The organism is Bartonella grahamii ATCC 700132 (assembly GCF_000518085.1).
GTDB classification, from domain to species: Bacteria; Pseudomonadota; Alphaproteobacteria; order Rhizobiales; family Rhizobiaceae; genus Bartonella; species Bartonella grahamii.
The window spans coordinates 5,001-17,957 of the sequence record NZ_JACX01000029.1; the positions used below are offsets into that span (position 1 = coordinate 5,001).

10 protein-coding genes and 2 pseudogenes are annotated in these 12,957 nt (G+C 39.4%); all 12 read right to left on the minus strand.

Annotation, left to right across the window (positions count from 1 at the left end; translation table 11 throughout):
- Positions 1 to 154: 154 nt before the first annotated feature.
- A complete protein-coding gene (locus tag U736_RS12275) occupies positions 155 to 322 on the minus strand; it encodes a hypothetical protein (RefSeq protein ID WP_155915002.1) in 168 nt (55 codons plus the stop codon).
- A 1,175-nt stretch (positions 323 to 1,497) separates the two neighbouring features.
- Positions 1,498 to 2,863: pseudogene (locus tag U736_RS13085) on the minus strand (MFS transporter).
- A 726-nt stretch (positions 2,864 to 3,589) separates the two neighbouring features.
- Positions 3,590 to 4,096 (minus strand): MFS transporter, encoded by a 507-nt coding sequence (locus U736_RS12870; protein ID WP_244395808.1) that lies wholly within the window; start codon positions 4,094 to 4,096, stop codon positions 3,590 to 3,592.
- 35 nt (positions 4,097 to 4,131) lie between these two features.
- A complete protein-coding gene (locus tag U736_RS12875) occupies positions 4,132 to 4,590 on the minus strand; it encodes an MFS transporter (protein ID WP_244596083.1) in 459 nt (152 codons plus the stop codon).
- An 800-nt stretch (positions 4,591 to 5,390) separates the two neighbouring features.
- Positions 5,391 to 5,864 (minus strand): hypothetical protein, encoded by a 474-nt coding sequence (locus tag U736_RS0107760; RefSeq protein WP_026500592.1) that lies wholly within the window; start codon positions 5,862 to 5,864, stop codon positions 5,391 to 5,393.
- Between the two features lie 1,310 nt (positions 5,865 to 7,174).
- On the minus strand, positions 7,175 to 8,329 hold the full coding sequence (locus tag U736_RS0107780) for an MFS transporter (protein ID WP_015856749.1): 1,155 nt from the start codon (positions 8,327 to 8,329) through the stop codon (positions 7,175 to 7,177).
- 510 nt (positions 8,330 to 8,839) lie between these two features.
- Positions 8,840 to 9,634, minus strand: a complete 795-nt coding sequence (locus U736_RS12880; RefSeq protein WP_244395806.1) for a DUF2087 domain-containing protein — start codon at positions 9,632 to 9,634, stop codon at positions 8,840 to 8,842.
- 203 nt (positions 9,635 to 9,837) lie between these two features.
- The gene (locus U736_RS12885; protein WP_041581439.1) at positions 9,838 to 10,077 is read right to left on the minus strand and encodes a hypothetical protein; all 240 of its coding nucleotides are present in this window, start codon (positions 10,075 to 10,077) and stop codon (positions 9,838 to 9,840) included.
- A 10-nt stretch (positions 10,078 to 10,087) separates the two neighbouring features.
- Positions 10,088 to 10,762 (minus strand): hypothetical protein, encoded by a 675-nt coding sequence (locus tag U736_RS0107795; protein WP_015856748.1) that lies wholly within the window; start codon positions 10,760 to 10,762, stop codon positions 10,088 to 10,090.
- A 34-nt stretch (positions 10,763 to 10,796) separates the two neighbouring features.
- Positions 10,797 to 10,976, minus strand: a complete 180-nt coding sequence (locus tag U736_RS0107800) for a hypothetical protein (RefSeq protein WP_015856747.1) — start codon at positions 10,974 to 10,976, stop codon at positions 10,797 to 10,799.
- On the minus strand, positions 10,966 to 12,159 hold the full coding sequence (locus U736_RS0107805) for an MFS transporter (protein WP_026500593.1): 1,194 nt from the start codon (positions 12,157 to 12,159) through the stop codon (positions 10,966 to 10,968). The genes U736_RS0107800 and U736_RS0107805 overlap by 11 nt, the downstream gene beginning before the upstream one ends.
- Positions 12,160 to 12,474: 315 nt before the next feature.
- Positions 12,475 to 12,957: pseudogene (locus U736_RS0107820) on the minus strand (DUF3792 domain-containing protein); the annotation flags it as partial.

The following is a 12,957-nucleotide window of genomic DNA, read 5'->3' on the forward strand; positions in this document are numbered from 1 at the left end:
GGGATGGGGTAGCCCTTCAGCTGCTGTTTGTTCACGATAGAGTGCAAAAAATAGCGCTCAATCTAGATTGTTCTCAAAAATTCTCTGATGCTTCTCAAATTAACTTGAGAAAAACAAGTTCTTGTGCATCTGTTATAGCCGGTAATACAAGATCTTATGCATCCATTGCAGCAGCATCTTGGTTTTTGCGACGATTGTTAATTTGTGTATCGGAACAGACAGAAAAAGAACGTAAGGGTGGTTCTGTATCTGCTGGCCATTCTCTTATCGTTAAAGCATCTAGAGAGCTGAAAAAGCTTCTTACACCTATCCTAACATACATAAATCATAATTGAGAAAGCCATGAGACGCTGTACCCCCCTATACTTGGCGCAATGTACTATCTGTTTTGAAAGGGACTTATATCCCTTCACACTATCACTTGGACATCTGCTCTAGCCCCATTTGCCGCTTCTAGGATGGCATGTTCTTTGAAGGATTGATGATTTTTGCGATCTCTTTTTGAAATGAGCGTGATGAGGGAAAAGTTTTCTGCGTGAGAAAAAGAAGAGGTGGCTTTTTGCTTTTGCAGCCATCGGTACTGACGTTTGAACGAAAGCTGGCAAGTGGGGAGGGGAAAGCCATAGAGTACGTGATCGCTAAATTTTATCCCCGCTATAGAATATCGGCTTTTATAAGCTATAGAGAAGGATATGCCAAGGGAATGGGGGCGCTTAAGTCTTAAAGATAATTCTCAAGTAATTCTAAGAGCACAAAATCTTATGGCTATTAGAAAAAAAGACCTTCTTCTATCTTATTGGCTCCTTATTCCACTTGTTCTAAATACTACTTGTTATAGAGCTAAAACGATATTTTTATCTTAAAACCATACTTCTAAAGCACTAAAAGATAATACTTCTTCACTCAAACTTTCCCCTATATTGCTTTTATCAGAAGTGGGGCTTTATAGAATATGTAATTTATACGCATAAAGGCTTTGCAGGGATTAAATCTCAACTCAGATTTTCTCTCTTTATAGAGTCAGAATTGTATTATTATCATAATGCTTAGCTTCTCCATCATCATATTTCTTCACGAGAGATTTCCAAAAATAGTACACCACCTAGCTTGTTCTTTAAAAAATAATCAAGGAAATACTTTTGCACCATCCTCATTCGCCGTCCTTAAGGGCGGCTTTTGCATTTACAGAAATTGCCACTGACTTTAAAAGCGGAGCCTAGAAACGCTGGGAAGAGGAGAACCATAGGGCGGTGTGATTACTCATTCTGTCATGCTATAGAAATATTTGGTTTTGTAGGGTATAGGCAACACCCCCCCTTTTTAATGCCTAAAAAGCAATAAAAATGGCACGAGAAAATGCTGGTAGCCGTGTATGGTTTTTCTGATGAAGGTTGTGGTTAAAGTCTCAGTGTATTGGTTTCTCGAAAAGTGGTAAACTGCTCTATGATCTTATATGCCATTGCAAATGTTATTGAGAAGGCGTTCAAACAAAGCATATCATAAATCGGAGACCTTCTCTTTATGCGATAAGGAGAGGGCGAGGCAAAACAGTAAAAATGCAGCGATAGAGAATATAAAGAATATGAGATATGTTTGATTGAGGGAAAGGTGTTCCTCTGTCAGCGAATGGATCAAAAAGCCAGCGAATACACCCCCCAAAGCTCCGCCTATTTGCTGTAATATGCGTGTGATAACTGCTGTATCTTTGACGTATAAACTGTTGACATATTGGATAGGGGCGGAAAGGCAGACAATGGTAGTGTTGCCAAGCCCTATGCCTCTTAGCAAGAATCCAAGCCCATCCATGCTTATATTATAGCCGAAGCATAATAATCCAAAGCTTGATATTACCAAACCAATTCCTATCATGAAAAAGGGGGATTTTCTTTCCATTTTTGGTAAATAAATTTCCTTCCGATCCATGCACCTACCCCTTGTAAAGCAAGGACTGCGCCGATGATGAGAAGGCTATTTTCATGGGCTTGTTCCATGGCAACGGCTAGTGGGAAATAAACAAGGAAGCTATAAAAAAGAAATGAAGCAACAAGCCCTATGATCATGAGTAATGTGTAGCGCGCATTTTGAAATCCGCTAAAGACGATTAATTTGTTTTTTGCTTTCTGATTAGAAACAATGAACAATATGAGAGATATCACCGCTATAAGTGCTAGGATATATACGGAGGTGTTGTTCTTTATATTTCTGGCTTCTGTGAGATAAAAAAACGAAATAAGCGATATGAAAAACGCTAAAAATGCAAATAAGTTAAATTTTGTTTTTGTTGTTTCGTTGCTCTTTAAGTGTTTAGCTCCAATGGTGAGCGCCAATAAAATGAGCGGAATATTAATAAAAAATAACAAACGCCAAGAGACATACTGAGCAAGTGAGGCGCCCACCAGCGGACCAAAGGCAGGAGCGAAAACTGTTGGTACGGCTATGGTGCCCATGGCTTGGCGCGCACTCGTCCTTGTCCAAATTGTAAGGCAATGATGGTTTGGCTAAGGGGCAGCAAAAGACCGGTCCCGAAACCTTGAACGACACGGGCAGATATAATGGTTGGAAAATTATAGCTTAATCCTACCCCCAGTGATCCAAGCATAAAAATGAAGCTTGCAAGAAACCAAGTTCTTTTGATACCTATTCTTCCTTGCACAAAAGCTGCTATCAACAATCCTGGCACGGTGGCAAGAAAATAGGATGTTACAACCCATTGTATATTATTTCCCTCTACTGAAAGATAAAAAGCAAGGTCAGGAAGGATGACATTAACAATGCTTCCGTCCAGCAAGGGGAGTATGCTGGAAATAATTACGGTATATATGACATACCTTTCTGATTTGGTATAGGAATCCACCTTTTGCATGATCATGCTCCCTACAGATACTCTTTAAAATATTGCTTCCACCTCATAAATCACAGACTTTGAGAATGAACACCCGTTTGTGATGGCTTTAATATGGGGATGAATGTGATTGGAAGTGCTGATGGTCCCCAAATGCTTCTCTTGTGTACAAACCCCTCTTCCTCCAAAATGAAGCTATCAGTTAAGCTGATATTAATGAGTTTATCGAGGAGTCTATTCGTCGTCAACTCACTTTGCATGTTTGAAAATTTGAGAGAATACTCTGCATGATCAGAAAGGAATAAATGCATTGCGTATTTATTTTTGTATTCGTTTCATTGTTTTTCCATGATAATGCTTTAAGCCTTTAAAGTCTGGACAATTCTGATGCTTGTGGAAGAGCTTTTGGGGGCAAAGTTATGAGAACGTCAATGTTATGATGATTATGGCTGTTTATTCTTGCTATGGATGGCGCTGATGATCTTTTTTCGTAAAAGATACATTAGGATAAGCAAAAAGAAAGAGAGAGTCTTGCTTCATATAAGTGGAGAGGGGGGTATTTTTAGATTTGTCCGAAATTGTCATCTCGATATTGTTGAGTGATGTGCAATCAATTATGGCATGATGGGGGGTGAAGAGGGTAATATGCTTTTTCATCAACTTACCTTTTTGCTGAATTTTGAGTGTGAGGAGAGAGAGGAGGGCGGTACTGAGAGAGGCAATACTCAAGATCTGCCAAACCGATAATCAAAAAAATTCTTGGTTGTAGAAGAGGGAGCCAAGATAACTTCCTGCCATGCCTCCGAAAGCACTGGACAAGCTCATGATTCCAAATGTGCTAGCGATTAAGCGTTCATCTATATTTGTGGCCTCATAATCGAGGCGTATGTAGATCACGATTTCAGCAAAGGAAAAGAGGATGATCGCGAAGAAGAGGTAAAAATAAGAATGCTCAAGAGCGTGGAGGAGGAGGAATGAGATTCCAAACAAAACAAAGGATAATACTTTGGGCGTTTTGGAGTTTTCTTTACATACCCATTTGGAAACAGACATTTGGAAAAAGATCACGATGAGAGCATTCAAGACAAAAATAAAAGAAGTAGCACTTCCTCCAAAAACCTGATCACTGAATACAGGTATGGTGCTTTCGAGTTGGATATAAAAAAAGGTAAACAAGAATACAAAAAGCGAAACGCCAAACATGGTCTTGTTGGTGAGCAACTTTCTAAAATCAGAAAAATTTATTTTGTCCAATTTGTTAGTATTAGAGCTTTCTTTTAAGGTGCAGTTCAGAAGAAATAATAAAAAAAGATCAATCCAACGAAACTAAATAATAAGGAGGGGAGCATTTTAAAAATCAACATTCCAAGCAAGGGACCGATAGAGACCCCTATATTAACAAAGACTGATCTTGTTTCTAAGGCATCCACATTTTCAGTTCTCGAAACATTTCTTACTAAAAAAGATTTCGCAGCAGGAGTGTATAGACTGCTTCCTAAACCAATGAAGGCGCAAGAGAGGAGGAGGATATAAAAATTATGCGTAAAACCAATGATGAGATAGCCAGGGATTCGTGTTGCTAGACCTAAAAGCATTGTTTTTTTTACATGGACATAATCGGAGAGCACCCCTCCTAAGAGAGAGCCTGCCTTTTTGCACAAAAAAGCTACTCCGATGATGTTTCCAATTTCTGTTGTACTGAGAGAGTTAAGTTTATTTAAGTAAATCGCCAAAAAAGGGACAACCATAAATATCCCAATATTGCTCAGTAAAGTTGTTATGAGGATGAGTTTTATGCTTGCCTTGAAAGTGAAGAATTTATGCATCATTTTATTTTGCCACTACAAGATTTACTTTTTTTGCTTAAGAAAGTGCATTTAACAGAGCCGTTTCTGAACTTGTTCCTGAGGTCAATAAAATGTCAGCGTACGCAGATTGCTCTCTCAAATTCAGAGTTTTTCCCTGTAAGGGAATGAGTAGAGAATAGTTTGTTTGCTCCTTGCATGTTGCAAGCGCATTTGCTGAAATTTACCTGTTGTTTTGCATAGACAAGTGCTTGACCGATAAAGGTTTGGGGATCAGTTCTTTTTGAAATAATTTAGGTTCTCTTCCTAGTGCACATTCTAAAAATCCTTTGTAGATATTGGTGTTAAAAGTTTGGCAGAGTGTTTCACCAATTTGCACGCCTCTTAAGCGTGGATTTATTCAACAACTTTAAAGAAGTTCCCTTCAGTGATGATAAATTCCGTATGTGCAAAGCCCCCATGATAGGAAACAGCTGCTAGGATATTTTTAATCCCTTCTTCTATTCCCTGTAATTGTGCAATGTTCTTGTCTAAGGGAAAGTTGTTGCAAGTCTCTTAAAGTCAGGCATGCCTGACATGACCCTGCTTGAGAGGGCGAGAAGCTTTGTTTTCCCTCGATAGCTAATGATTTTAGCACTGTAGAGTGTGCCTGTAAAGAAGGTTTCAATGAGATTTTTTTTGAGGGAAGTATGGTTTTTTATAAATTCCATGATTGCGGTAAATTCCGTTTTATTTTCTGCAAACTATACGTTTTTTGAGTCTGTTCCCTGTGGGTCTTTCAGAATGACAGGATAGGAGAGCTTGTGTGTGGCTTGGAAAGCCTCACTTTCAATAACCGTTACTTGTCCTTTTGTGAGACCTTTTTCACAGAGGATTTTTCTTAAACAAGCTTTGTCTCTACAGATATTTATCGCATAGGCATTTTGGGTTATATATCCCAACTGGGCGGAGATTTCGTTGACACTTGTCGCCCACGTGTCTGTAAGATTGAGAATGCCACTACAGTTTTTTAAATTTTGGAAATAGGTTATCATTTCCGCATGATGAAATGTATCGCGTTCAATAACACTGAGATGCACGCTTTTAATATAATCTAGTTCATAAAAATAGAGATCTTTATTGTGGGTGAGGAGGTGTAAGTGAAGTGCGAGCGTTTCTGCTGCCTCTATAAGTCTAGTCGAGTCAAAGGTTGAGACTTCCACCAGTACAAAATGCATCTCTATCTTCTTTTCATGGGAATTATTTGGTGAAAAAAGCCGCAAAAATCGTTTGTTTATCCCCTTCAAAATGCGATTATGACAAGGACAACTGTGTTGATGGAAGTTGAAAAAAATGAAAAAGCGCGTATGGGGGCAATAACAATCAAGCGCAAGAACGCTTGTGGGAAGTTGCAATCTTAGCTTATTTAATTTCCACTAAATCACTATCAGGCACTATAGGATATTGAGAAGTTTGAAAAAAGGATTTTATTTGGGGGGGGATTTTTTCAGAGCTTGAGGAGCGAACAAATTGAGATTTCCGCATAAAGCAAATATGGAAAAATTGCGCTTTATTGATACCCTCTTTTATCAAATAAGAGGATGAGAGCGATGATAAAAGAGCGCTTCTTTTAAGGGTGTGCAGGTGAATTAATGAACAATAAAACTCTATCCACCCGTGTTCAAATTTTTTCACGATAATGCGTTGCATGGTCTTTTGCCGAAAGAGTACAATCTTGAAGATTTAAGACATTTGTTAAATCGTGAATAGAAGTTAAAGCGCCTATAATATTATAAAAGGTTGGTGTTCTTCCTTTCAGGTGTAAGGTATGTTCGTGGTGTTCCACAGTTATATGATTGATCCTATGCAATATGAACACTCTCACCTGTGATGCGCTCAAGTAATGAAGCATCATCAGGATAAAAAAGGATACTCTTCATTCATTGTTTTTAGGCATCATTTTCAGGATGTGTTTTCGCTTGAATGTGTCCTATAAAATGTAAACATTACTGTTTGTCTAAAAAACATTGGCAATCTTGTAACACTGGAATCCTATTGGACCAGTTTCTTGGGTGGTAAAGCTAAGAGGCTTAATATGCAATTCAGGGATTATGTCTTTTATTTTCAACACAGATTTAAGCTTGAAAGGCTTCTCCAAGAGAAAATAGGTTTTTTGAGAGATTTAATTTTTTTCTCAAGATATGGTAATAAGTTTATCCGCAAAACTTGGTAGGCATATGATGGTATCGATAGAAAATTCTTCGATAGCTGAATTCAAAGTCTCAAGATCAACCATAGAGGCGAATGGATAATATGTTATTTTAAAAAGGTGACAAACTTCATGGGAAAACAAAAATCCGCTCCATAATCCTTTAAGCTGTGAGGCAATTGGCAATAGGGCTTACAGAACAATCTTTAAAGACCCGTTTTGAGGTTCTTTACCGCAGAGTGTGTTACAGCCCCATAATTGAGTGATTTATGGCGAAGTGTTTTGGGTGCTCTTGTTGTGCTACTGGTTTTCAAAAATGATATGTGACATGGAAGCTGCTTATTTTTTAGTTTGTATGAGGCACAGGCAAGAGGCAAAGGCGGAGGCACCAACAATCATGCAAAAGATGAAAGCGATATGACTGTTGAAATAGCTGATGATCCATCCACTTGTCCATGAGCCGGCAGCTTGGCCAATATTTGAAATAACAAGAATATAACTAAAAAGAACACTGGAAGAGACGGATGCGATTGTTTTCCCTGCTTGATAGTATATCTCTGGAATCATGACAGATTCATAGACACTGTAGGCAATTAACGCAGTCACAGCGGTAAGGACACCACCCATGAGGAAAAATGCAGCGAAAGTTCCCATAAGCCATAATAGGTAGAAAGTTGATTTATCAGAAAGGCTAAGATGTTTATTGATTATTCCCTGCCAGATACAAATGCTGATGCCAACAATTGAAAAGAAAATCCCACTATAAGGAGCGAGATTACTGTCAAATTTACTGAGAAGTGTTGTGGTGGTGATGAAAATTCCCATGAGGAATGCACAAAGAAAAGCCGTGACCAGCAAATAAGCAATAGAACGATTATGGATTACTGTTTTTAAAGAAGAAAGAAAAGGCTTCTTTGTTTTTTTATCCTTTTCAAGAGATAATGTTTTATGCGGGTAGTGATAAACAATTTGAATGGATAAAACACAAAGATACAAACCAATGAGTGCAAAAAAAGCCATTAAAAAAGTTGATGCGTTATATTTTATGGCACTCATTGCAACAAGAGGGGCGATAACAACCGCAGCGTTTTGAAAAAAAGAATAGAGAGTTAATGCGCGTTTAAGAGTACTTCCATTGAGATGTTCTGATAAAATTTCTCTCAAAAATGGCTTTGAAATTGCTTTCGAAAAAGCCATTAAGGTAAAAAAGATCAACCATGCAGAAGGTGTAAGCGATAGGATAATGCACACAAAAGCAATACTCCTTAAAATAAAGGCGGTAGCCATTAAGAGTTTACGCGAAAATCTTTCTAATAAACCCGTTGTGGTTACCATGAGAATGCTTTCAAGGATTACTGATCCAGAGAGATAAAAAGCAACATTGGCAGCAGTTATGAGAGAAGAGTTTCCAATCAGAGGGAGTACAAAGAAAAAGGAAAATTCAGAAAGAAAAACTGCGCTATAGATGAAAAAAGGAATTTTATTTTTGCCCATGGAATTTCCATAGAAGTGTCGTTAAATGATCAAATACATTTTTTTGTATCTGTTGAGGAAGTCTTAAGAGCCCTGTTTCTGCTGTGCACATTTCGTTGAAATAGTCTCTTTATCAATTCATCAGTCAGTCCACTGCAAGAATGTTATTTTTTGTTTGTCTACGATGTTTTTAGAAATATCGAGCATGATTTGGTTGAGCGACAACACTGTTTCCTGATGTTTGCGCAATAATCGGTAAGATCATTGAGACCTTGATCCCATATCTTCTTCTGATGATTTTGACTGTTTCTAATCCTATTTGATAACCAATTGGCACCCCGCATTCTTGCTTTTCCATTGTATCCTTTATAAAGGGGATGTACTAACCCCTCTATAGATTGTCAACATATGAATGAGATGAATGATTTTATAACCTTTTAATGAAATTATATTTTTTTAGTGGAAGGTTATTCATTCTCTTGAAATATAGAAGAAAAACGATTGAGTTCGCTAACATTTTTCAATTCTCTTTTAGCGCATGCGTTGATATTTTCCTCCATGGCGTTGTAAAAAACCCCTCTCAACAAGAGTGCGTCGTAATCGGGCAAAGTCTACCGTAAAGAGGTTGCATATCTTGGAAACTTCCGTTTCGCTATAGATTTTTTGCTTCTGAAAGGCTTGTGCAATTTTTGATAGCATCTCTTCTGTTTCTAAATGGCGGTCGCTTAAATTTTCCCTATTCCGCTCATGTTTATTTTCTAGCATTTTCCACAGTGTCTCTTCGGCTTGAAATCCTTCTGTTGTGTTGTGAATAAGTCCGAGGTTCAAAAGGCGATTGATGGATTTGTGAATGTTTTTCGCATCTGAATCGACATGTTTGAGGACTTCGGAAAGATTTTTCGCACCAAGGATAATAGCGGCATAAACAGCGCGCAGTGTAGGTGAGGTCATGGCAGAGATCAGTGAATTGCGGGTATCGCGTTTGCGAAGGGTTTCTTTTCCCATGGGCAAAAGATCATTGCGAATGGGCAGTTCATTGATTTCTATGAGTTCTGCTTGTAGCGATTGTGCGCGTACAATTTGTTCGGTAGGGGTGCGTTTGCGAATAATCCCCAGACCACTCTGGCGATATTTGTGGTTTTCGGGGAGTGTTAAAGCCTCATAGGAGCCATCAAGCCGGTAGAGAATTTCTTCCCACAAAGGAGTTCTGACACTTTGACCCCGTTGTGCCCCATTGAGAGCAACGGTTGTTGTCATTGTTGGTTCATGCAGACATAGATAACCACCAGCGGTGATGTGTTTCCAAAGGGTTATAACAAATCGCACATCATCTGCTGGAGTTCCAGCATCGATCCAAGCAAAATCTATTGGTCCCCAAGATTTGAGGGTGCTTTCATCAAGAGAGAAGAAATTCTCATTGATAAATGTTACAGTATCTTTTTTAATGCCATCTTTAAGAAGTTCTTGCCATACTTCTTCTGCTGATTGACCTTCGCTGTAAAATCATCAATTGTAATAAGCTGTGGTTCCTAATTTTCAGGAATTCCTGAAGGGTCAAGCAAAGCTGTGCGCTTTTCCCAAGTTGAGGATTCTAAAAGTTTTTTATCTTGTTGCCATGCTTGTTTTGCTTTTTGCAGTGCTTTTGCGATAAAGCGCGTACTATCACCAGCACCGATTTCAATGACTGTGCGTGGTCTTACCATTTGAATGAGCGTGTAAAGAAGTTCAATACTGTTTTCTGTTCTCATATCGGGTCTTATCAGGGACATCTTTTGATCCTTATAATTTTACCAATCGCAGCATTCCTGCTTTTATAAAAAACGTGGTTGTTTGTTCTATGGGGTGTTGAAGATGCATTTCTGTTGTGGCTTTTTGCAAGAGAGGTTTGGTTTTTTCATGAAGCCGGATTGTGCGACCATTCAGCTGGTTAATTGCAACGGTACCAAGAGGAGAATCTACAATACGGCATGGTGGTTCTCGTAAAAGAGCCGTTGCATCATTTTCTGAAAATGCTTTTTGATCTGTTTCGATGAGACCGTGTCGCAACAGGGATATCAAAAGACTGCCCGCGGCAAGAAGAGAACCATTGAATTGTATTTTTTCAAAAGATTGAACAAGACAGCCTTCATGAAGCACTTCAGATGTTGGGAAATCAAATCCACCAAATGCCGCCCCTTTCGTAGAAACAGCCGTTACAGGTTGTATTTGGCGTTTCCCAATGAGGGCGGGCTTATTCCTTATTATCTGCACGTCCTTAGCCCATTGGATGTGCGCCAAGGGATTGAGTTCACGTGGGTAGACAGCGAAAGAATTGATGGCTGTGGGTGGTATGGGTTTTTGTAATTCGAGCGTTTGGGCGCTCTCATTCAAATTATGTTGCATGTAGTCTGCGAGTTGCCACACATAACCACCTGTTCCATTGTAAAAATTTAAGCCTATGGGATCTTGTTGCATGATGTTAAATCGGTTTATGTACTGTTTTAAAATCTTAAGTTGCTGGAACAGCTGTTAGCGCATACCTGCCAAAGAGTGGTTCATCGAAGACATATCGGTTTGTATGAGGTTGCACGATATCAAAAACAACGATTTTATTAAGCGGTGGTTGGAGATTAAGCTTTTTAGCATTGTTTGCTTGAGGGAGAAAACGGCTGAGTCCGTTAACCATCATTAAATTCCTTTTTTTGCACGGCGTTATTCAACACAAAGCCTAATATGCCTGCGATCATTGTAGTGATGCCGATGACAAGGAGTGTGTTTTGAGTATGGTGCACATGAACAAAACCTGCGCCTACAAAACCGATGCATACGGATGTTTGTATGATAAAGATATAGGCGGGCATCTGGTTGTTTCGGTGTTCTTTCTGAATGGCTTTCATCATAAAACTTGCCATCAGGGCGTTTTGCACACCATTGGCTGCTCCAAGGATAAAAAATGAAAGCATCATCAACCATACGATATGTGTTAAGGAAAAGCAGAAAATTCCAAAGCCAATGGTTGTTGCAGCAAGTGACGCTCCAGCGGCATTGCCAAAGCGATGGAAAATGCTGGAGAAGCAGAGAGGTCCGACCACTAAGCCGAAACTTATCATACTTGTGATCACTCCATAGATTTTAGCGCTTAAGTTCAGATCGGTGCGGATGCGGACAATCGATAATACGTTGAGAGCAGAGGTGAGTATGATGGTGATGATGAGGGGTGCAAGAGCATAGACGACATTTTTTTTACGCAATAGGCCCGCTAAATCTAGCCCTTTTTTGGTACGCTGCGATGTATCTGTCTCTTGTGCATGAGTTTTTAAACTTTTAAAACAGAATATGGTAATAAAGGTTGCACAAAGAACCATGATTGAAAGTGCAAACAATCCTCTTTGTCCGCTTGATATGCCATACAACACACCCCCTAGGAGTGGTCCGGCAATATAACCAAGATTCCGCACTGTTTGGATAATGCGGTTTATTCGGTCTAGTTGCTGATCAGTCTTTGCAAATTCAGGTACAGCAACGAGGATTGTAGACCAAAAGAGTGATCCAGCACAGCCCAGCGCAAAAGAAATGGCAATATAAATCCAGAATTGGTTGGCGATTGCGGCTGTGGCTATAAAGAGTGCTTCAAACAATAAAACAATGGGTACTGTTCGTGCTGGTTGGAAGCGATGCAAGAATCGTGGTGCAATGGGTCCGGCACAAATCGCCCCGATAAGCCCTGCAAAAAGGAGCATTGAAATAGAAGCTGTGCTTTCTGCTAAGTGGAGAGCAAATGTGACTTGAGCCGTTTCATCCGCAAAGCTGCTAAAGCCCAAAACAAGGAAAAGTCCTATTTGGACGAAAATCATGGATTTTTTCTTTGTCACAGTGGTCCTCCCCAAGATGCTAAAGGTACAATTTTCTTCTGCGTATTTATGGGATATCCCGCGCTTTGTCTAGTTTTTCTTGATAATCAGTTGAGAAAGGAAGTTTACAGAGCTCTCTTCAAAATAAGCACAATGCCTATTTGCAGCGATGAACAGCTCCTTATGTTTTTTGAAAGGGAGTGTTGAAGGATTATAGGCTGGCGAAGTTATCTGATATGAGAGACAATGATACAAAAGAGCAATCAGAAAATTTTGCAAAAAAAAAGCTGCATCATGTGTGCAGCTTTTTATGTGTTTGCTTTAGAGGTAGAAGTTTTAAAGCATGAAAGTATCCTTACGGCTTCTATAACCATAATAGCCAAAAACACTGGAAACAATGGCGCCTACCAGACTTCCTAAAAAGCCCCACCATCCCATATTGGAGGCTGCTTTTGTAGCTTTAGTCGCAGTGTTTTTTACTCCCTTGATCGTATCCTCAAGATTGTCCGAGAGTGTTTCTGCCTGTTCTTCAAGGGCTTTGATGGCTTTTTCGGTTTTTTCCTCGGCGCTTTGATAGAGATGAACGGCACGGTTTACTGCTGTTTGTGCGTCCGAACGGGTCATGCCATCTTTTATGAGGGCATTGATGATATCACTTCGATCAAATTTTGTCGTGAGATCTTCTACACGATCAGACAGGCGTTCACCAAGATTTTTTAAAGTGGTGCGATAGTGAGAAGGATCATTTTTGAAAGCTGTGATCGCAGAACCAATATCGTTGAGTGCTGCTTGATAGGTTTGTTTCAAGCGATCAGGGTT

What these genes read in the sequence shown, in the direction of transcription:
- U736_RS12875 (WP_244596083.1), bottom strand. Translation starts at nt 4,590, where the DNA reads ATGGTTGTCCCTTTTTTGGCGATTTACTTAAATAAACTTAACTCTCTC.
- U736_RS0107780 (WP_015856749.1), bottom strand. Translation starts at nt 8,329, where the DNA reads ATGGGCAAAAATAAAATTCCTTTTTTCATCTATAGCGCAGTTTTTCTT.
- U736_RS12275 (WP_155915002.1), bottom strand. Translation starts at nt 322, where the DNA reads ATGTATGTTAGGATAGGTGTAAGAAGCTTTTTCAGCTCTCTAGATGCT.
- U736_RS0107760 (WP_026500592.1), bottom strand. Translation starts at nt 5,864, where the DNA reads ATGCATTTTGTACTGGTGGAAGTCTCAACCTTTGACTCGACTAGACTT.
- U736_RS0107800 (WP_015856747.1), bottom strand. Translation starts at nt 10,976, where the DNA reads ATGATGGTTAACGGACTCAGCCGTTTTCTCCCTCAAGCAAACAATGCT.
- U736_RS12885 (WP_041581439.1), bottom strand. Translation starts at nt 10,077, where the DNA reads ATGTCCCTGATAAGACCCGATATGAGAACAGAAAACAGTATTGAACTT.
- U736_RS0107795 (WP_015856748.1), bottom strand. Translation starts at nt 10,762, where the DNA reads ATGCAACAAGATCCCATAGGCTTAAATTTTTACAATGGAACAGGTGGT.